The organism is Companilactobacillus nodensis DSM 19682 = JCM 14932 = NBRC 107160 (assembly GCF_000615905.1).
Taxonomy (GTDB): Bacteria; Bacillota; Bacilli; order Lactobacillales; family Lactobacillaceae; genus Companilactobacillus; species Companilactobacillus nodensis.
The window spans coordinates 140,957-159,738 of record NZ_BAMN01000006.1 but is presented as its reverse complement, the minus strand read 5'-3'; the positions used below and the strand labels follow the sequence as shown (position 1 = coordinate 159,738).

The 18,782-nt window shown below is 34.4% G+C and carries 35 protein-coding genes and 1 tRNA gene; 8 read left to right on the top strand and 28 right to left on the bottom strand.

Features of this window, described 5'->3' with window-relative positions; all coding sequences use genetic code 11:
* From JCM14932_RS06360 to JCM14932_RS06255, 22 genes are all read right to left on the bottom strand, one after another.
* Positions 1–239: hypothetical protein (locus JCM14932_RS06360; protein WP_025024154.1), on the bottom strand; the 239-nt coding region annotated here is incomplete at its 3' end.
* Positions 239–658, bottom strand: a complete 420-nt coding sequence (locus JCM14932_RS06355; protein ID WP_025024153.1) for a DUF1642 domain-containing protein — start codon at positions 656–658, stop codon at positions 239–241. The genes JCM14932_RS06360 and JCM14932_RS06355, both read right to left, overlap by 1 nt.
* Positions 659–669: 11 nt before the next feature.
* On the bottom strand, positions 670–855 hold the full coding sequence (locus JCM14932_RS06350) for a hypothetical protein (protein WP_025024152.1): 186 nt from the start codon (positions 853–855) through the stop codon (positions 670–672).
* Positions 856–867: 12 nt separating this feature from the next.
* On the bottom strand, positions 868–1,059 hold the full coding sequence (locus tag JCM14932_RS06345; RefSeq protein ID WP_025024151.1) for a hypothetical protein: 192 nt from the start codon (positions 1,057–1,059) through the stop codon (positions 868–870).
* 11 nt (positions 1,060–1,070) lie between these two features.
* Complete coding sequence (locus tag JCM14932_RS16495) at positions 1,071–1,256, bottom strand: hypothetical protein (RefSeq protein WP_155832083.1); 186 nt, start codon at positions 1,254–1,256, stop codon at positions 1,071–1,073.
* On the bottom strand, positions 1,225–1,449 hold the full coding sequence (locus JCM14932_RS06335) for a hypothetical protein (protein WP_025024150.1): 225 nt from the start codon (positions 1,447–1,449) through the stop codon (positions 1,225–1,227). The genes JCM14932_RS16495 and JCM14932_RS06335 overlap by 32 nt, the downstream gene beginning before the upstream one ends.
* The gene (locus JCM14932_RS06330; protein WP_025024149.1) at positions 1,449–1,748 is read right to left on the bottom strand and encodes a hypothetical protein; all 300 of its coding nucleotides are present in this window, start codon (positions 1,746–1,748) and stop codon (positions 1,449–1,451) included. The genes JCM14932_RS06335 and JCM14932_RS06330 overlap by 1 nt, the downstream gene beginning before the upstream one ends.
* Positions 1,749–1,763: 15 nt before the next feature.
* Positions 1,764–2,321 carry a single-stranded DNA-binding protein gene (gene ssb, locus JCM14932_RS06325; protein ID WP_025024148.1) on the bottom strand — a complete coding sequence of 186 codons (558 nt, stop codon included), beginning with the start codon at positions 2,319–2,321 and terminating at the stop codon, positions 1,764–1,766.
* The gene (locus JCM14932_RS06320) at positions 2,322–3,068 is read right to left on the bottom strand and encodes a phage antirepressor KilAC domain-containing protein (protein WP_025024147.1); all 747 of its coding nucleotides are present in this window, start codon (positions 3,066–3,068) and stop codon (positions 2,322–2,324) included. It lies immediately after the preceding gene.
* Positions 3,069–3,209, bottom strand: a complete 141-nt coding sequence (locus JCM14932_RS16490; protein WP_155832082.1) for a hypothetical protein — start codon at positions 3,207–3,209, stop codon at positions 3,069–3,071.
* On the bottom strand, positions 3,196–3,564 hold the full coding sequence (locus JCM14932_RS06310) for a hypothetical protein (RefSeq protein WP_025024146.1): 369 nt from the start codon (positions 3,562–3,564) through the stop codon (positions 3,196–3,198). Before JCM14932_RS06310 ends, JCM14932_RS16490 begins: the two co-directional genes overlap by 14 nt.
* Positions 3,561–3,977, bottom strand: coding sequence for a RusA family crossover junction endodeoxyribonuclease (locus JCM14932_RS06305; protein ID WP_025024145.1), 417 nt, complete (start codon positions 3,975–3,977; stop codon positions 3,561–3,563). The genes JCM14932_RS06310 and JCM14932_RS06305 overlap by 4 nt, the downstream gene beginning before the upstream one ends.
* Complete coding sequence (locus tag JCM14932_RS17620; RefSeq protein WP_025024144.1) at positions 3,970–4,182, bottom strand: helix-turn-helix domain-containing protein; 213 nt, start codon at positions 4,180–4,182, stop codon at positions 3,970–3,972. The genes JCM14932_RS06305 and JCM14932_RS17620 overlap by 8 nt, the downstream gene beginning before the upstream one ends.
* On the bottom strand, positions 4,175–4,465 hold the full coding sequence (locus JCM14932_RS06295; RefSeq protein ID WP_025024143.1) for a hypothetical protein: 291 nt from the start codon (positions 4,463–4,465) through the stop codon (positions 4,175–4,177). The genes JCM14932_RS17620 and JCM14932_RS06295 overlap by 8 nt, the downstream gene beginning before the upstream one ends.
* A complete protein-coding gene (locus JCM14932_RS16760) occupies positions 4,452–5,315 on the bottom strand; it encodes a phage replication protein O (protein WP_025024142.1) in 864 nt (287 codons plus the stop codon). The genes JCM14932_RS06295 and JCM14932_RS16760 overlap by 14 nt, the downstream gene beginning before the upstream one ends.
* Positions 5,316–5,326: 11 nt before the next feature.
* Positions 5,327–6,223, bottom strand: coding sequence for a PD-(D/E)XK nuclease-like domain-containing protein (locus JCM14932_RS06285; protein ID WP_025024141.1), 897 nt, complete (start codon positions 6,221–6,223; stop codon positions 5,327–5,329).
* Positions 6,153–7,070 carry a phage recombination protein Bet gene (bet, locus tag JCM14932_RS14725; protein WP_025024140.1) on the bottom strand — a complete coding sequence of 306 codons (918 nt, stop codon included), beginning with the start codon at positions 7,068–7,070 and terminating at the stop codon, positions 6,153–6,155. Before bet ends, JCM14932_RS06285 begins: the two co-directional genes overlap by 71 nt.
* A gap of 2 nt (positions 7,071–7,072) precedes the next feature.
* Positions 7,073–7,195, bottom strand: coding sequence for a hypothetical protein (locus tag JCM14932_RS17415; RefSeq protein WP_268870363.1), 123 nt, complete (start codon positions 7,193–7,195; stop codon positions 7,073–7,075).
* 165 nt (positions 7,196–7,360) lie between these two features.
* The gene (locus JCM14932_RS06270; protein WP_025024139.1) at positions 7,361–7,657 is read right to left on the bottom strand and encodes a hypothetical protein; all 297 of its coding nucleotides are present in this window, start codon (positions 7,655–7,657) and stop codon (positions 7,361–7,363) included.
* Entirely contained in the window at positions 7,658–7,987 is a 330-nt protein-coding gene (locus tag JCM14932_RS06265; RefSeq protein ID WP_025024138.1) for a DUF771 domain-containing protein, read from the bottom strand.
* A 5-nt stretch (positions 7,988–7,992) separates the two neighbouring features.
* A complete protein-coding gene (locus JCM14932_RS06260) occupies positions 7,993–8,475 on the bottom strand; it encodes a hypothetical protein (RefSeq protein WP_025024137.1) in 483 nt (160 codons plus the stop codon).
* Between the two features lie 124 nt (positions 8,476–8,599).
* Complete coding sequence (locus tag JCM14932_RS06255) at positions 8,600–8,818, bottom strand: helix-turn-helix transcriptional regulator (protein WP_025024136.1); 219 nt, start codon at positions 8,816–8,818, stop codon at positions 8,600–8,602.
* 144 nt (positions 8,819–8,962) lie between these two features.
* On the opposite strand from JCM14932_RS06255, the gene JCM14932_RS14720 reads away from it, so the two are divergent.
* The 8 genes from JCM14932_RS14720 to JCM14932_RS06215 all read left to right on the top strand — a co-directional run bounded on the left by JCM14932_RS14720 (position 8,963) and on the right by JCM14932_RS06215 (position 14,848).
* Complete coding sequence (locus JCM14932_RS14720) at positions 8,963–9,358, top strand: helix-turn-helix transcriptional regulator (protein ID WP_034542711.1); 396 nt, start codon at positions 8,963–8,965, stop codon at positions 9,356–9,358.
* Entirely contained in the window at positions 9,333–9,755 is a 423-nt protein-coding gene (locus tag JCM14932_RS06245; RefSeq protein WP_025024135.1) for a M78 family metallopeptidase domain-containing protein, read from the top strand. Before JCM14932_RS14720 ends, JCM14932_RS06245 begins: the two co-directional genes overlap by 26 nt.
* A gap of 55 nt (positions 9,756–9,810) precedes the next feature.
* On the top strand, positions 9,811–10,077 hold the full coding sequence (locus JCM14932_RS14715) for a transporter (protein ID WP_369342747.1): 267 nt from the start codon (positions 9,811–9,813) through the stop codon (positions 10,075–10,077).
* A gap of 102 nt (positions 10,078–10,179) precedes the next feature.
* Positions 10,180–10,860 carry a hypothetical protein gene (locus tag JCM14932_RS06235; protein WP_025024134.1) on the top strand — a complete coding sequence of 227 codons (681 nt, stop codon included), beginning with the start codon at positions 10,180–10,182 and terminating at the stop codon, positions 10,858–10,860.
* A 214-nt stretch (positions 10,861–11,074) separates the two neighbouring features.
* Complete coding sequence (locus JCM14932_RS06230) at positions 11,075–12,193, top strand: Abi family protein (protein ID WP_025024133.1); 1,119 nt, start codon at positions 11,075–11,077, stop codon at positions 12,191–12,193.
* Between the two features lie 105 nt (positions 12,194–12,298).
* Positions 12,299–12,745: a DUF6978 family protein gene (locus JCM14932_RS06225; RefSeq protein WP_025024132.1), complete on the top strand. Its 447-nt coding sequence runs from the start codon at positions 12,299–12,301 to the stop codon at positions 12,743–12,745.
* Between the two features lie 33 nt (positions 12,746–12,778).
* Positions 12,779–13,549: a DUF1828 domain-containing protein gene (locus tag JCM14932_RS06220; RefSeq protein ID WP_025024131.1), complete on the top strand. Its 771-nt coding sequence runs from the start codon at positions 12,779–12,781 to the stop codon at positions 13,547–13,549.
* Between the two features lie 150 nt (positions 13,550–13,699).
* A complete protein-coding gene (locus tag JCM14932_RS06215; protein WP_025024130.1) occupies positions 13,700–14,848 on the top strand; it encodes a site-specific integrase in 1,149 nt (382 codons plus the stop codon).
* A 204-nt stretch (positions 14,849–15,052) separates the two neighbouring features.
* Here JCM14932_RS06215 and JCM14932_RS06210 read toward each other — a convergent pair.
* The 6 genes from JCM14932_RS06210 to JCM14932_RS06195 all read right to left on the bottom strand — a co-directional run bounded on the left by JCM14932_RS06210 (position 15,053) and on the right by JCM14932_RS06195 (position 18,754).
* A tRNA-Ser gene (locus JCM14932_RS06210) sits at positions 15,053–15,140 on the bottom strand.
* A gap of 34 nt (positions 15,141–15,174) precedes the next feature.
* Positions 15,175–15,693 carry an adenine phosphoribosyltransferase gene (locus tag JCM14932_RS06205; protein ID WP_025024129.1) on the bottom strand — a complete coding sequence of 173 codons (519 nt, stop codon included), beginning with the start codon at positions 15,691–15,693 and terminating at the stop codon, positions 15,175–15,177.
* A 21-nt stretch (positions 15,694–15,714) separates the two neighbouring features.
* Complete coding sequence (locus JCM14932_RS17030; protein ID WP_235700538.1) at positions 15,715–16,812, bottom strand: single-stranded-DNA-specific exonuclease C-terminal domain-containing protein; 1,098 nt, start codon at positions 16,810–16,812, stop codon at positions 15,715–15,717.
* Between the two features lie 14 nt (positions 16,813–16,826).
* Positions 16,827–16,994, bottom strand: coding sequence for a single-stranded-DNA-specific exonuclease RecJ (locus JCM14932_RS17025; protein WP_235700537.1), 168 nt, complete (start codon positions 16,992–16,994; stop codon positions 16,827–16,829).
* A 59-nt stretch (positions 16,995–17,053) separates the two neighbouring features.
* Complete coding sequence (locus tag JCM14932_RS17020) at positions 17,054–18,022, bottom strand: single-stranded-DNA-specific exonuclease RecJ (protein ID WP_235700536.1); 969 nt, start codon at positions 18,020–18,022, stop codon at positions 17,054–17,056.
* A gap of 69 nt (positions 18,023–18,091) precedes the next feature.
* Positions 18,092–18,754 (bottom strand): class A sortase, encoded by a 663-nt coding sequence (locus JCM14932_RS06195; protein WP_025024128.1) that lies wholly within the window; start codon positions 18,752–18,754, stop codon positions 18,092–18,094.
* Positions 18,755–18,782 lie beyond the last annotated feature (28 nt).

Sequence of the window (18,782 nt, the reverse complement as noted above, 5' to 3'; positions counted from 1 at the left end):
AGGTCATAAAAATCATTTGGCCACATATTTATTACTTTACCCGTCTGTGCAGTAACAATATATTGTCCCTTTGACAAAGGTGATGGATATGGAAATTCTTGGCCTCTAATTGACATATCCAGTACCCAACGTTCATCATGCTTGCCTATGTCAAAACCTCTAATTGGATAACGTGACGCCATTTCTTTACTACCGTCAAACACTTCTGCTTTTACTGTTGTTGTATATGTTTTAATCATTAGTTTTCCTCCACTGGCACAGCGAAAGCCATATATCTTGAGTCAATATCTTTGATTTCTTGTTCAGTAAATGTATCTTCACAATCTGTCGAATTCATAATATCGTAGCCATCTTGATCGATATATTTGAACATCCATCTATTGTCCTCGAATTTGTCTTTTACTAAATAACTACCATCTGGCAATGTGACTTTGTACATTTGTTCAGGAAACTTAGCTCTATCACAGTAGAAATCTACAATATCCTTAGCCATTTGATTGCTGTCATTAGTATCTTCACTGTAATATTTTCCAGACAATGCATGGCAACCACCATCAACAATATCATCAATTAGGCTCATAGCTGAAAAGAAACCGCCGTCTTTAGCTTTCTCTAGTTCCTTACGTTCTTTTTTAGTCCAACCCTTTAAAATTCTCATATTTTATCCTCCTAATCAATATCGTTAAACGTCAATGTTCCATCATATAAGCCTGAAAGAACATCTAAGCTAGTTTGATTAACATCATCGATGTTTCTAATGTCTTCAGCACTATAGTTTAATACATCAGCTATTTCAGCGAATGTGTAGCCGTTTTTACGCATTTCATAAACTTGTAAGTTAATATCTTGAATCATATCTCTACCTTCTTAGAATGGATAACAAATATCTCTTATCACATCATTTTTATCAGAATCGGTTAACTCTCTTCTTGCGTTAATAAATGTCATGGGTAGCTTATTGTGATGTGTAAATACATAATTGATTGTGCTCTCCATTGATTGATGCTGATCTTCATATATTTTGATTAACATTTCTTTATAAATCTCTTTATTTGTCATATGTTTAACCTCTAATTAAAATCACTAAGGCTTAACCGCCCTAGTCTGATCATTTCCAATTTTGCCAAGTGTTCTTGATTAGCCTTGTCAATAAGCTCAACGTCCTCATCACTAATGTGTAAAGCATCAGCAATTTCAATAGACAAATACTTATTGCAGTGCATCTCATACACGGCACAATTTAAATTTGTTAGCAATCTCGTCCTCCCAAAGAATTGATTGAATTATTTTGTTCTTGGTCTCATCGCTAAGTTCTCTGTCAGCATTTCTAAACTCCTTTGGCATGGCATAAAAATGCTTTTGAATATACATGATAGCTCGAACAATGTTGTGGCATTCATCACTAAATGCCGACCTTATGTATAACTTATAGACCTTTTCGTAATTCATTATTCTACCTCCCCACCTGTTCTCCACTTCGTATCACTTAATTTTCCTAATTCAATATCGTGTGCTAGCTTTCCACGACTAATTCCAAAAATCTCGCAAATCTTTTTCTTTGGTATTTGTTCATCAAGCGCTTTTTGAATTTTTTGCATATCTATATAAGATATATTTCTCCTTATTTCATCAGAATGTTTTATGTACCACTCACGCGTTTTTTTCAATCTTGCATCATTTTCGGGCCAAAGTTTGCAATCCATTCCATAATCGTTTTCGATTGATTGAACTAATGAAATTACGTCCATATTTTTACCTCCTAATTAAAATGGTAAATCGTCATCTGATATGTCGATTGGTTTACTATTGTCAGCAAACGGATTGCTCATATTATTGTTTGAATTGTTAGATTGATTATTGTTGTTATTACTATTGTTGTTACTTTGGCTATTATTGTTTCCGTATGAAGTCTGATTTGATTGATTTTGTTGATTATAATTAGGTGCTTGATTTGAGTCTGAATTATTTGAACCATTGCCAGAACTCCTCTTTTCAGATTCTGAACGAGATTCAAGTAATGAGAAGTTTTCGACAACAACTTCAGTTACATAGACTCTTTGTCCTTGCTGATTGTCGTAATTTCGTGTTTGAATACGGCCGTCAATTCCAACAAGTGAGCCTTTATGGGTGGATTTACAAAAGTTCTCTGCTGCCTTACGCCAAATCACACAATTGATAAAGTCTGCTTCCCGTTCACCTTGAGCATTGGTAAACGATCTATTAACAGCAACTGTAAAACTGGCAAATGCTGCACCATTCTGTGTGTATCTCAATTCTGGATCACGTGTTAATCGTCCTACTAGGACTACTCTATTTATCATTTACGCTTCCATCCTTTCACTTTCTGATAGGAATTTATTAACAAAATAATTTTGACCTTTACCGGTAACTTTTGGCGTCTTAGTAACAACCGTCACTCCATCTCCGTTAACGTGAGAGGATTCTTTAATTTGAAACAATCCTAAATTCATTGATTTTTGAGTAGGAGAATTGTAGTCTGCACCCTTACGTTTGATTAAATAGCCATTATCTCTCATCCATTGGAACAGTCTTCTTGCGCCAATATTAATACCATTGCCTTTTAGAATCTTTGCTAAGTCTCCTATAAGAATAGTTGTATGTGAAGTTGATACTGAATCCGCAAATATTGCCTTAGGTTTCATAATTTCAACTTGCTCTTGTAGATCTGCTGCTAATAGCAATGCACCACGATAATTAGAAGGTACTTGATAGCCACCAACATTTTTGGTGGAATATCCTTGTTTCAACTCATTTTCCATATTGTTAAAGGCTTCGATATATTGCATTTTGAATTTCAATGCTTTCTTACCTGTGAACCCCATTGCAAGTAATGTGAAACCGTCTCGATTCATGTAAAACGCTCTTCGTTTTCTACCGTATGTATCAGGCAAATCTGTTATTGAAAACATCTGCGCAAAATTGCGCACATCTTTTTCTAAATCATCAATTGCTCTTAATATGTCTCTATGATTCTTATTGAATGTCTCTGCAACTTGCAAACTACTAGTTACTGCTTGCTGATCTTTCATAATTACTAAATTATCCATTTATTTATCCTCCACGAATTTATTTGAAATATTTTTTTCAGCTTCTTTTCGAGCATCAAAAGTTCCGCTTCTCTTTCTATCGGTCTTATATATTACTGTTAATCGTCCAAACTTATTACCAGTCAAATCAATTGCCTTCATGTTTAAGTTCACCTGATTCTGTGACATTATGGACCATCTTATTTAGATTTAATTCAGTTTCAAAGGTTAATCTGTCAATTTGTCTTTGATTCAAATCAATACCTTTACCTTTACCGTACAAATCCATAGCCGTATCCAGGGCAATCATTGAGGCAAGACTGGCATTATATCTCTTTTCTTCATCTTGACTTTGACTACCATCAAAATTGAAGCTTTTCACGCTAAAAGAGTAATCAGTCAGATAATCTGTCTCATCTTTTCCATCCGGAACATACTTAATGGCCAATACCATATCGTTATTATTTTGAATAGAATTTCTAACTGCCTTTAAAATTTCATTTTGGCTTTTATTCATTTTGTCCACTCCCTAACTTCTATTTCCGTTCTAGGATTCTCGTCATAATCTTTTTCTGTCTCATGCTTTACTATTTGCCCGTCATCAAACCAAGCTTTCTTGAGGCCGTCATATATAGCTTTCTCATAATTATCTAAGTCAGGCTTAATTGCTGGTTTAACTTCATGATTTGCACGTCTTGCATGTTCTTTTTTGGACAATCCTTTTTGAATTGGTCTGTAAAAATGAATATGTGCAACTAATGGAATCCCACGATCAAATAATTGCTCATTGTGATATTTCTCTGCATATAGAGCTTCAATATACTTTTTATAACTCTTATATGGCTCTGCTATGTAAGTGCCCCATCTAGCCACTCTTGGACGTGAGGCTGGTACTGGTATCTCGTTGATTGTTAGATGTAAATCAGCCATTTAACACCTTTTCATATCCAAATAATTCATTTGGAGATATATCTAATGCCTTACATATTTTTTGAATATCCGAAATCTTGGTTGATTTATAAGTTCTCTGAGACATATGACATATAGTCCAGTAGTTAACTCCAGACATTTCGGCCAAGTCATTCAAAGTTAAATTTCTGGGAATTAATAAACCTCTTAAATCAAAATTAATCATGTTTCGACACCAACTTTCTAAGTTCTGAATCGTAGCATTTTCTTAGACTGTAAGCATTGATTAGTGAAGCCTCTAACTTAACCATTAAAAACGGATTGTTAAAAATATTTGAATATTTTCTCCTAAGGTTATCCATGTGTTCAAATTGATATTCTAAATTATCAATCGCTTGTTCTAAGTACACGCTCTCCTTAGCTATCTCGTCTATAACTGTCTGTTTTTCATCTGAAATAGGTGTCTGTGAACGCCTATATAACAAGTTTTTTGAGTTAATTTGTTGCATCTTGTTTACCTCGTATTTTTGCTAGTCTTTCTTGCAGTTCATTTGAATTATTTGACATTTTTTTGGCCTTAACTTTGTCCCAATCGGTCGCCGTCTCAACACGTCCAGACTTTTTGCGATAACCTATAGTTTTGCCTTTAACCTCGTTATTAGCTTGTGCCGCCATCGTGTCATACTGTTTACGCAATTTAGTGGCAGAAAGTACATTGCTAGACCAAAAGTCATTGTTTTGAGACCAATCAATCATTTTTTGAATCTTGTCGTACGAACGATTATCCTGCTCGTGCATTAATCGAATATCATTAGCCCATTTCTGTAGATCAGGCTTCTTGTGGTCTGGGTTTTGTTCCTCAATCTTTGATAATAGCGATTGAGCTAGTTTAAAATTAATGTCATCAACCTCATAAACACGCTTGTCGTGTTTTGAGTTGTGACTATCTTTATTAGTTTTGTTTATGTTTCTGTCTTGTTTAATTAATGTGCTACTGTTATGTGTACTGTTATGTGTACTGTTATGTGTACTCCTATGTTCACTGTTATGTTCACTGTTATGTGTACTATCTTCGTTATAAAGTACACATATCTTATAAGACGTGGCTTTGCGATTGCCATTACTCTCAAAATCGACTAGCCCAAGTTGTTTAAGAACATTCCTGTTCTTATTGATACCTGACCGGCTCAATCCCGAAAGTGTTTCAAGCGTTTGATTAGCAGCAGTAAACCATTCTATCCATGAACATTTATTGTTTATCTGCAAAAGTGCGTAGTATAAAGCAATTTGTCCACTGGATAACTCGGTTTCAAACATTTGATAATCTCTAAACGCCTGTAACTGTTTTAGGTAATTCATAAAGTCACCTCCTAGTCTATTAAGTCATCCATGCTGACAATCTTTCCTAGTTTTGCGGTTGACTTACAATAATCACATTTGCTACATCTAGTTGGTTCAACACGTCCGGCTTTAACATCTTCAATATGGTCCTGCATTTCATAAATCTGATCTTCAGCTTCCAGCATTCTTTCTTCTGGAATCGAAATAATAGCCTTGGCAGGAATCTTTTCTTTAGTTACGGCAATTATGTATGGTGTACATAAAACTCCATACGTTTGAAGTATTAGCTGTTGATAGACGTACATTTGAAGTTGATAATTCCAATGAGCTACAAATGAATCCCATCCATGTTCCTCAACATTCCAATATTTTTTATCAAGTTGCTGAGTAGTTTTTAGATCAATGAAGTAACCTTTATCAAGATTTAAACAATCAACTTTGCCCTTCCAGTTAACACCGTCAATTTGACCTGTAACGATAACTTCTTTATCACCTTGATAGTTATCAATAAAACCTTCATCAGTTGCCAGAGCCTGTATCATTCTCTCAGCTTGTTCAAATGGCGCAGTAATACTGTTCTTTAGAACCTGTCCATTTCTATCTAAACCATCAGCAGCATCCTTCTTAGTAGCTTTCTTTTTTGAAAAGATATCCCACTTGTTATCAAATACAAACTTCAAATGTGCTTCTGGACTTTCAAAATAAGTATGTAGATAATTTCCAACTAACAGTGCTTCTTTAAAATCTGGCTTGTATTCTTTGTTAAGTTCTGCGATAGTTTCAGCTTCACATGCTAAAAACTTTTTGAAGAAAGTTGGCGATTGCCAAGAAATATCAGTAGATAAATCGTAGTAATTATTTTGTGTCAAAGAGTTCTGTTTGATTTGGGTCTTCTTTAACTGGCTCTGATCCATTTGTTTCAGCATCGTCATCAATTCCTCCTTCTTTAGCTTGTTTCAAAAACGCTTTTTGTTCTTTTTCAAATTTATCTAGTTGATTTAGATCAACGGGCTTACGTACTTGAACCTTTTGAACAGGCTTTTTATCTTCAGCTTTAGGGGTGACATCCTTAGGGTCGTTAGCTACTTTAATTTGTTCCTTTTTGGCCTTTGCCAAATCATTGATATTTGTTATATTGCCTTGAGATGCTTGACTTGCATTTTTAGGTGTTTCATCCTCTACCTCTTTATCGTCTTCGGTTTGCATTGCTCCTAAGTCATTAGGGAATGCCTCACGCAAAGCATTAACAATCGCTGTTTTACGGATCATTGTTGCTGGCATTGAAGCCCATGTTGATGATGGATGACCGTTTTTCATTTTTTGAAACTCGCTTAGTGATATTTCCACTCTTGTAGGAATCTTTCTATCCTTCCGGTATATTTCTGCCCATCCACCTAATAAAGTTTCATCAGGTAGAATAAAGGCACCTTCTGTGTATCGTGGATCAATGCTATCTACATTCGTAGCAATACAGCCGGCCTTAAGCCCATCAAAATTTGGATTTGCCTCTGCACGCTTCATAAATGCTTCTTTTGATACGATAATTTGAGCTGGGCTATTACCAAACTTGATAATGTACGCTTCTTTAATAAAAGGATTTAACTTTTGATATTTACATAAGGTTAAAAACATCATTGTTTCTTGTTGAGTGATTCTAGAATTTCCGTTTGCTAGAAAATTTTGAACCATACTGCCAGTTAATCGAATATTTTCGCCATTAACTTTGTAGGTAACTTCCATTTTTTCATCGTTTTTTTTGACTTCATTTGTCATCTTTAGTATTCCTCCGATAAATCTTCTTTATTTAGTTCGTCTTGTTGTTCTTGTTCATATCTTGATTTGTCAGCATTTATGCTGTCTTCATCAGAAAGCCATGAATCATAATTAAAATCACCCATTCTTAAAACTCCAATCGTGATATAATTTAAGTAGAATTTTTTGTAAATATCTCGACCTGCTATTTGATGGATAGCAGGTCTTTTTTTATGACTTCAGGCGTGTATTGGGTATAGGTACCAATGTTGCTGAAGTCATTTTTACTAAATAGATTATTCAATAAGCGCTTAACAAACTCGTTCAATACTTTCATCCCCTTTATAAATAAATGTGTACTCGTAGCTAAGAACATTTCTATATACGTCTTTATTCATTCGAACTTTAACAATTACATGATTTGCTTCACCTAGCGGTCTAAGGACCTCATCACTAAGTGGTTCCTCATAAATCTTTCTCATTTTAAATGTTCCTCGGCTGACCAATTCAGCGAATTGTCTAGAAATATCTTCTAATTTTCGTTGATCATTACCAACTTTTTCAGCCTTAACGAGCATTGAATCAATGTAATCTGCTGTTATTTGCATCTATACTTCCTCCGATTTCATAAACTCTCTTTTGTGCGTTAAAACAAATTCTTTAAATTCGGGTGCTTGAAATTTCCAAGGGCTACCAGAACCAGTAGAATATCTAACACACCCACCCTTATCCATATCTAGGACGTCACGGTATCTGTCTAGCTTCTTTACTAAAGTTGGGGCTGAACAACCAGCAATTTTACATGCCCAAGGAAGCAATTCGATACCCTCGTCAGCAGGCTTGCTGATCAAATCCTTCAGTTTATCTTTTCGTACCCAAGCCAGTACGTATCCGTCTTTCTCTGGAATACCAAATGGCAAAGTCTCTGGTTCTTGCATTTATTTCACCCTCTTTCACCTAATGCAGCTTGTTTAAGTGATATGTGGTACCTATGTGACATTGCTGTTGCACAAGCACGCATAATTGAACTCGTTCTGAACATTTTGAATATTCCAAATTTGATAATATTTTCATCAGGATTACTCTTGCTAATTTCTTTAAGTGCATTCTCAATTGCTGTATCACTGTTTAAATCTTCAATTTGTGTTCCTACTAATAGTGATGATGTTTCTGAGTTATATTCATTTACGATATTTAACAGAATTGCTGGAAAATTAAATAAATAGCAATCAACAGCTAATGAGAATCTAGTATCATCAATGGCGTTAGATAGATTAACTAAATATTCATCTTTGATTGGAGTTCCTTTAAACCATTTACCAACAGTTGTTTTTGACGTTCCTGCTATTGCTGCCAAATCAGTATCATTGAAATTTTGACGATCTTGCATATTTAAAACCTCTTGCACGATGTTTATATTGCTCATTCTTATCACCTCCTTACTCTTGATAACTATTCGTTAACTTCAGTTACCGTTTTGACATGGATGTGTTAATCGGCGTTTGTGTACTATTAGTGTGTAGAATTTTTATACCATAGCAATCGAAATATTATTTACTACTCGTTTCGAGTACCTGATGATCAAAAAAAATAGTCCACTTAATATTCAGAATTTCAGCAACTTCTTTTGCCTTATCAACACTAGGCGTTCGTACTCCTTGTTCCCATGAAGCATATGTTGTTACAGGAACATTAAGAAGTTCTGCAAAATTTGATTGAGTCATATTTTTTGTTTCTCTTATTTCTTTAAGCCATTTTCTTTGCTTCATTGTTTCTCCTTTCTTACGCTTATCGCGTTGCTATGGTTATAATATACTACTCATTATGTGTATTGTAAATAGTTTTCTACTCTTTTTGTGTATTATAATATAAATACACAAATTGTGTAGTATATTTTACTCGAGGTGATTCATATGTTCTCTAACACGCTTAAAAAATTAAGAAGTAAAACACATAGAACACAAAAAGAAATTGCCAAGGCTCTTGGAGTAGCTCCTACAACATACGCTTCATGGGAACAAGGCAAACGTGAACCAGATCAGGCTGCTACAATAAGAATTGCCGATTATTTTGATGTCACACTTGATTATCTCTATGGAAGGAATGAAACACCACAATGGGCAAAACAAAAAGACACCATTGATTTAAAATCCTTTTTGGATAAAAACCTTGTAGGTGCCTTCTATGATGGTGATGAACTAACTGATGAACAAAGAGACAAGTTAAAAATTGCTTTAACACAGATATTCTGGGATCAACGCAAGAAAGAAAGAAGCGATACTGATGACGGCAATAAAGGAACTAAATAAATTAGTCTTCGCCATCGGTAAACGATACAGTACGTTTGATCCGTTTATCTGGGCTGATAAATTAAACGTTCAGATATATTGGAAGGAAGTTGCAGATAAACCACTTGCTGAAACGCTTTATTATGGCGATACACCAATAGTTATGATGTCCAATATAATTAGATATAGTAACCAAAGATACTTCGTCTTAGCACATGAATTGTGTCATGTGATTGAACAAGATGGATTAACTGCATACTACTCTTCTAACGTGAGACTCAAGGATAAGTCCGAGAATGGTGCTGATGAATTTGCTATGGCCGTGGTAACTAATTTATTTATCGAAGAACATGATCACTTACCTAGTACTTATCAGGACTTAAGATATAATTACGGATTACCATTTTTAGGAAACTAATTTTTGTCCAAACACTGACGACATTAAAAGCTGAATTTTAGGGGGAATTTTTATTATGAAAAATCTAAAAATAAATATCTGGACTGGGATTCTAGATATTGTTAACTGTGTTTTATTTGCTGTTTCATGGCCTGTTATTTTTAGTACAGCTGCAAGTGATGCTTTTGGCGGTACTAATTTGACGAGCGGTACTGGTACATTTTTCTACGTTATGGCTGCTATTGGCATTATTTTAAATCTTATTGCCCTTATTCAAAGCAAAAACAAGGGTATTTCCATGGTTGGACCATTCTGGGGATTATTGGTAATGCATTGTTCCTAATATCTGCTGCAATGGCATTCCCTGCTATTGCTGTATTGATTGTCGGTGCTGTATTTATTTTCTTACATCACCCAGCAAAAAACGCTAAGGCGGTGAACTAACATGAATAAAGGTAAACCTTTTTATAAAATTTGGTGGTTTTGGCTAATTGTTGTTGTTTTAGTAGTTGTTATTTTCGGAATGTTTGGTGGAAACAGTGATTCCTCAGACAAAAGCAGTTCAAATAAAGCTTCTGGACACTCTACTACTGAAGTTGAAAAGGGAAACAAGAAATCATCTTCTAAGAGTAATAATAAAGTTTTAAACATTGATTACACTGATAGAACAGTTCTCGATCAAAAGAATTACAATCTTTCATTTACTGATACTTCTTGGCAGCCAGAAACTATCAAAGTTACTAAGGTACAAGTATTTAAGATGAAACCATTTGTTTATGATGATTCATCAAAGGCAAAAGCCCAAGGATTTATCATAATTCATATGGCCATAACCGCTAATAGGGATATAACTTCATATCCTGATCAAGGAATCGTTATAACAAGTGATGGTCAGCAAATAGATGCCGCTTTAAATACCGTTAAAGGTTATAAAGAAAACTTCGGTGGTGATATTGCTAAAGGTGTTACCAAAGAAGGCGACATCATGGCCCCTGTCGAAAAGTTAAACAATGTTAGTGACATTAAAAGTTTGAGACTAAAATTTGATGGATCATATGATACAGACAATTATGAAGATGAAAATGCTCAACATGATTACGACATAACTTTAAATTTAAATCAATAATTAGCCGGAAACGGCTTTTTTTAATAATAAAAGAAACAAATTTTGGGTATATAAATAGCCATGCCGTGGCATGACTAAAATTAATTTATCTAAAAGAAAAATTGACAAAATTATAAAATTACTTTATCATTAAGTTTATAAGTTGAAATACCTGTAAACAAATTCGGGTCGTTAAAACACCTCATGGTAAGTAATTACTGTGAGGTGTTTTTCGTTGTCAAAAAAAGAAGTTCAATTTCACGATTATCAATACATGGTAAATAAATTAAGAAACAAAGGACTAATTATTGACAGTAATAGAATTGCAATTGAATTATTACAATCAGTAGGTTATTACAATCTAATAAATAGATATAAATCAGAATTCTATTTACCAGATAAAAAAGTATATAGAAGTAACGTACATATTACAGACCTTTATTATTATCACCGTATTGAAGATGATTTAAGAAATATTCTATTTCAATTTGCAATAAAGTTTGAACAACGTCTAAAAGAATCAATGGCTTATATAATGGCAAAAAGACGTGGAGTAAAAACATCTGAATATTTAAATCCTTTGACCTATAGAAATAAAAATAAGGCAATAAAAATAACAAAATTTTTAAATAAAAAAATTTCCGAATGTAATGATGATCCAACCAAATATTATAAAGAAAAATATGGGGATGTCCCTCCCTGGATTATGCTTTCAAATATTACTTTTGGTCAAACAAGAATGCTTCTTTCAATATTTCCACGTAATATGACAAAATATATAATGATAAAATTATTACCTATTGGGAAAAATAACTACGGTGATATTGATGAATTTATTTTTAATGAATTTATGGATTCTCTTGATCTTGATAAATATTCGGACAAAGAACTCAATCAAATATCCGAAAAATACGAAAATACTCTAATAAAGTTTACTAGAAATGTTATTTCTTTAATCCATGACTATAGAAATAATCTCGCTCATGGTAATAGATTAATTCATTTTCATGCAAATACGTCTCTTGAATTGAGAACTCTACGAATATTTACAAATAATTCCGTTTTTTCTGATGAAGAATATTATAATAATCAGCTTTGTTCTAATGACCTTTTTGCATTAATGGCTGCTTTAGTAATTACATTAGATAAATATGATTCTATATATTTAATATCACAATTAGAAGTTTGGAAAAAAGCAAATACAGCAACTGATATTACAAAAAAACAGTTTGATCAATTCATTTCAAGTAGTGATTTGCCGTCAGATTTTATTAAACGACTTAAAAATATAACTATTGAAAAAACAAATAGACAAAAGAATAAAGAATTCAGAGATTTTATGGACAATTTTTAAATTAATAATTAGCCGGAAACGGCTTTTTTTTAATAATAAAAGAAACAAATTTCGGGTATATAAAAAGCCATGCCGTGGCATGACTAATTAATAATTGGAGGAACTATGGAAGCAACTGATTATTCACAGTTAATGAAACTTGATAAGGATTCTGACAGTAACTTGCTTGCAGTTCCTGCTAGAGGTCTTCAAAAATATTTTAAATTGAAGGGTAAGTTTACCTCAAAAGAGAAATTTGATAGTATAGTTTGTCGTACAGGACATATTAATAAAAATAAATTAACATTGATACTTATTTCAAAATCGCATGGTCCAATGATGAGATTCGATGTCATCGGGGCTGATCACAATGATATTCCCACACCCCATCTACATATTTTTAATGGCGGTGACTCTATAATTAATCAAACCATTCTAACCAAAGATCAGCTACCTGAACCACTCAAAAATTGTTTAAACGATTTAAATAACGTGGTTGAAGACTTTACTTTGTTTTTAAAATTTATTAATGTTGACTTAACTGAAGCTCAAATCACCGCAGATTTTGTATAATATATTTGACGATATGGAAAGGAGTAATTAATCATGGAAACTAGCAAATGGATAGATGATTACCTTAAGTGGATGAAAACAAAATATTCAGTTACTTCATTTGATGATGGCGATGAAATAATGACTCCTTTTACAAATATAATTGGTGATCGAATAGCAATTTATGTTTCTCCATTAAATAAAAATAAAATAAGATTATCTGATGATGGCACTACCATTAATGATTTAGTACTTTTAGGTATTGACATTAATAGTGGTGTTAGATCAAGAATCATTGAAAGTATAATTAATTCCTTTGGCATTTCCCTTACGGCTAATAAAATACTAGCGATAGATGGAAAAAAAGAAGATTTTCCCGTTATGAAACAATCGCTAATTCAAACAATTCTAAGAATTGATGATTTAGTAATGACTAGAAAAAGTAATGTAAAAAATCTTTTCTTTGAAGATGTTATGAATTATTTTGATGACAATGAATTTAAGGGATTACCTGATTATCCAGTTACCGGCGGAAGCGGTAATTCTTACAAAATTCCTTATGCGCTTGGAAAGTCAAAAAGTAATCCCTTACAACTTATTCAAATACTTAACAATGCCGATTTCCAAAGAATATCTACTGAAATAGTTACGCTTGAAGATATCAAGAGCAATGTTAACTATGAAAATGGCAAAATCAATTACTCAGTTATCTTTAATGATGTTGATCATGGTATTAAAGATAAAGCTCAAAATATTGCTTTATCAAAAGGATTGGATATCATTCCCTGGAGTGATAAAAATAAAATACTAAGTTTAAAAAATTAAGCCTTAATGGGCTTTTTATTTTTAACGTCAGAAGAACATATGTGCCCATAAATTGACATTTTCTTCATATTCGTCAATAGAACTATAAAAAATACTCAAAACAAGACAAATCTTATAAAATAAGTTTACGAAAGAAAGGAAATTGTAATTATGGCAACAATTCATAAACGCAATGGAAAATGGGAATATCGTGTTTCCTATAAAGATCCTACTACTGGCAAATATAGAAATAAAACAAAGGGCGGGTTCGTCAGGAAAACAGAATGTGAGGAAGCCGCTAGGAAAATTGAATTACAAAAATCAAATCATGCTAACTTAGCAAAGCAAGATATGCTCTTCTCTGACTACTTTAAAGAATGGGTAGAATTATATCGCATTAAGGGTAAATCACATTCTACGGTTAATAGATACTATTTTGCGATAGATGTAATCAAAAAATACTTTCCAAACATGAGGCTGGTTGATGTTACTAAAGCAGACTATCAGCATTTTTTAAATGAGTTTGGCAAAACTCGCACAAAAGTAACCGTTAGCAAATACAACAGTTTTTTTAGATCAATGTGTGAAGATGCAATAGCTGAGCAATTAATCTATACAGACTTCACTAGAAATACAACCATTGTTGCCGGTAAGGAATCAAAAAGCCCCGATGAAAAATTTCTTGAACCTGATGATTACATAAAACTGATTGAAGTTGCTAAAATGCATACTTCTATTAATGATATATCATCAGCTGAAGTATATTTAGTAACACAAACAGGAATGAGATACGAGGAATGCGCGGGGCTTACTTGGAATGATATCAATTTTAATAAAAAAGTAATTCGTGTCAATAAAGCCATCGAAAATGATACCCGTAATCAAAAGGCCACTAAAACACCTGCTGGTGTTAGGTATGTTGATGTTAGTAGTGACTGTATTAGTGTACTAAAAAAGCTTAAAGATAATCAGAAAGAATACTTTAATAGAATTAATTACACTGATCCTTACAATTATGTTTTTAGAAGCAGACGTAAAGAAACTCCTACTTCTCAATCAGTCAATCAGCAATTAAAGAAATTGCTAAATGAAATTGGTGCAAGCAAAATAATTAATTTCCATGGAATTAGACATACTCACATATCCTATCTACTTGATCAAGGCTTTAATCTTAAATATGTATCAAGACGTGTTGGTCATAAAACAACTGCTACCACATTAAAATATTACACTCATATGTTCGATTCAACATCGCTTGAGCAAAGTAGTGATCTTAGAAAATTATTTAACGGCATTGAAGAAACTAATAATAATGATTAGTATTAATGCAATATTTTGCGCACACCTTTTTTGCTGATTTTTTCCTGCGCAAAATGGGACAATGAATCTTCCACTGCGCAAAATTCTGCGCAAAGAAAATTTACATTATCTTTAATTTTCAAGAAAATAAAAAAATAGGAACGCCTTTTTATCAGCATTCCTATTAGCAATCTTACGAACTTCTGTTCTCTTTTATTCTAAAAAAGGAGAGTACAGGATTTGAACCTGCGCGCCGATATTAATCGGTTCGCCGGATTTCGAGTCCGGTGCATTACCACTCTGCCAACTCTCCATAATAAGAGGCATTCGCCTCTACTATTATATTATTAATATTGCATCAAAGTAAACATATCGTAGCCTTTTATTTTGTCGCGACCATGAAGATCTTTCAACTCAATCAAGAAGGCAGTTCCGACAACGATACCACCAAGTTTTTCAACGAGGTCAATTGTTGCGGCCAATGTTCCACCAGTAGCCATCAAATCATCAACAACTAGAACTTTTTGTCCAGGTTTAACGGCATCCTTTTGCATATACAATGAGCTTTGTCCGTATTCCAAATCATAAGTAATCGATTCAGTTGCACGAGGCAACTTACCCTTTTTACGTGCTGGAGCAAAGCCGACACCCAGTTTGTAAGCAACTGGACATCCAACGATAAATCCACGTGCTTCGGGTCCGGCAATCATTTCTGCGCCACGGCTCTTAGCATATTCAACTATTTCATCTGTTGCGGCAGCGTATGCTTTGCCGTCCAACATTAATGGTGAAATGTCACGAAATAGTACACCTGGTTCTGGAAAATCCGGAACATTAGCAACATATTTCTTAAAATCAATATCCATCTTTTAATTTCTCCATTCAATCTAACAGTGACAATCGTAATCACTCATCCACGATAACAAATCACCAAAGTCAGACTCAATTAATATTTTTTCAACATCATTGCGTTGTAATCTCTTAAGATATGTTGGAGATTCAATCAATTCGCGTTGTTGTGAAGCATTAGCTTTTTCAACAAAGCCATTTACCATTTTAACAAAATCCAGCTCAAAAAACACTTTTAAATAGAAATCTATATCATTTTTTTTGTATCCAAGATACTCTGCGACCAGATCCATCCCGTCAGCTTTGATATTTTGATGAGTATAAAGATACTTCAAGAAGCTCTTCATGGCAATCATATCAGGCTTTAAATATCGGTTGGTCAAGTCGGTATGGAAGTACAGTGCCACGTGCTTAGTCTTGTTATTCTTGATGAACTCTTTGAACAAGTCCAAGTTATGTGGCCGATCATAAATCAATATATTCTGTCCATCACAGGATTCATTATACATGATTAGTTTGACTTTAGGGTGCGAGCGACTTGCGGCTTCATAGTATGTCTCGTTGAAGAAGACTACTGCATCAAACTTATCTAAGATAGCACCGGAGATCTGCTTGTTACGATAGTCAAAGTAGACATCTTGTAATTGATTGATCTTCAACCCTTCCGAAGAGACCTCAAAGTCATCAAGCATCATTTGTAGGTTCTTACGGCCAGCCCATTCATTGATTCCTAGTTCACCGTAGACATCAACGATATCAGTGTTCATTGCTTCAGCCTTAGGATACATTCCGAATCCAATGGCACCAACTTGTTGTTGTCCATCAGTTACACTAGCCTTCAAGTGAGTACCATCTTTACCGATTGACTTAACTTGTGACAGAGAAACATTGCTTAGCTTCAAAACTGGCTTAGGATTCCCCATACCAAATGGCGCCAAGCGACTAATTTCCTTGATCAAATCAAAATTCAAATCTTTCACAGCAACGTTCAAGTCAAAGTACTTCGTAACTGATCCTTCAGGATTGAAGCTTTGCTTGGCTGGTTCTTCCAACAAGAGAGGTGTTAGTTTTTCTAAACCTTCCTTTGTAATAGAAAAACCACAGGCCTGTGCGTGACCACCAAAACTTGCGAACAAATCATGGTGTGCATTCAGTGCTTCAAATAAGTTGAAGCCTTCAGGCTTCTACCGGAACCCTTGTACAATTGTGACTCTTCATCGTACTGCATAACCAGAGCTGGCTTGTTCTCCTGATCAACTGCACGACTGGCAACGATTCCCAAGATTCCTTGATGCCACTTATCACTCTTTAGGATCAAGACGCCATCGTCTTTTTGCTCTGCAATTTGTGATTCTGAATCATTGAAGGCAGTCGCAACTAATTCTTGACGTTAGAATTGATTTCTTCTGTTTCATCGACGATTTCTTTGGCAAATGATTCATCCCCTGTCGTCAACAATTCCACGCCAGAAGAAGCATTCGTCAAGCGGCCTAAGGCGTTGATTCTTGGAGCAATCTTGAAACCGACGTCCTCTTCAGTCATCTGATTGATCTTCAACTTACACTTCTTGATCAGAGCCCCCAGACCGACATGCTTATTGTCAGCCATACGTTTCAGTCCTTCGGTTACAATGACACGATTCTCGCCCAACAATGGCACAGAATCCGCAATCGTCCCAATAGCAGCCAAATCGATCAATTCCAGTGCATCATCGCCTAACAATGCATCCGCAATCTTGAAAGCAACACCAGCACCTGATAAGTATGGACAAACATACTCTGAACCAGGAATAGTCGGATGAACGATAGCGTCTGCTTCTGGTAATTCATCAGGCAGATCATGGTGATCAGTAACGACAACTTTGATACCTTGATCTTTGAGATACTTGATCTCATCTTTACCACTAACACCATTATCAACTGTTATTAATAAATCTATATTTTGTTCAGCTAAAAATTTATAAACATCCAAATTAGGACCGTATCCATCTTTGAAACGGTCAGGAATATAAAATATTGGCTTCACACCGAGCTTTTGCAGTGTCAACTTCATGATCGACGTACTAGTTACACCATCAGCATCATAATCACCGTAAATGGCAATCTTACTACCATTCTCAACGGCATCATCGATTACTTCCAGTGCCTTATCCATATCATGAAGCCCAAACGGATCTTGTAATTCCGTCACATCAGCGTGAATAAAATCATCTATATCAGACTTTTCCGTTAAATCACGAGAAATAAGAAACTCAGCCAAAACATCACTGACGTTATTCTCTTTTGCAAAATCCGAAATTTCTTTTTTAGTGGGATTCTTTCGTTTTTCCCAATTGATTAATACCACTACATCACCTACTAACTAAATCATTATAACAGTGTTTATGACAAAAAAATAAGCTTGACATTGCCAAGCCTATTTGGAGAATACTGCGAGTGTTGACTTATTTGCGGGCATAGTACTTACGAGTGAAGCTTGAATCGCCCATCTATTAGTACCACCATCGGCACAAGTTATTAGTGTCAAAAGTTTTTGACCTTTTTCATCATCTAACAAATAAACTGCAGTTGGCGGAACTATTTTTTTGTAGAATACTTTGTAAGTATAAACGTGCTTCATATTAGTAATATATGCAAGATCACCGATTTGGGCATTCTCAAGTGGAGAGAACAACGCCCCCTTAGCCGTCATGTAGTGACCAGCAAGCGCATAGTTATTCTGCCCCATCTTCTCATGCTCCTTCATCGTTCCACCACCAGTCGACAGAGAATTATCACTCAATCCCTTTACAATAGGAAGATACAACTTAACTGAAGGTACGGCCATCTTACCAATAACCGCTGCATCATTGTTCATAGACGCTTTGGCTACTTGTGATGCCGTTAGCGGTTTGACCTTCTTGAAGTCAAACTCGCCTTTTTTATTTTCGTTCTTTTTGACTTTATTCACTGTTAATGAACTCAAATGATAATCAGATATACGGCTGACCGCATATTCCTTAATAGGTTCATTAAAAATCAATGCTAAAGCGACTAATAAAAGAACGACTGTCCCTAAAATCGTAAAAAATTTCTTCATGGCTCTTCATTCCGTTCAGATAATTTTA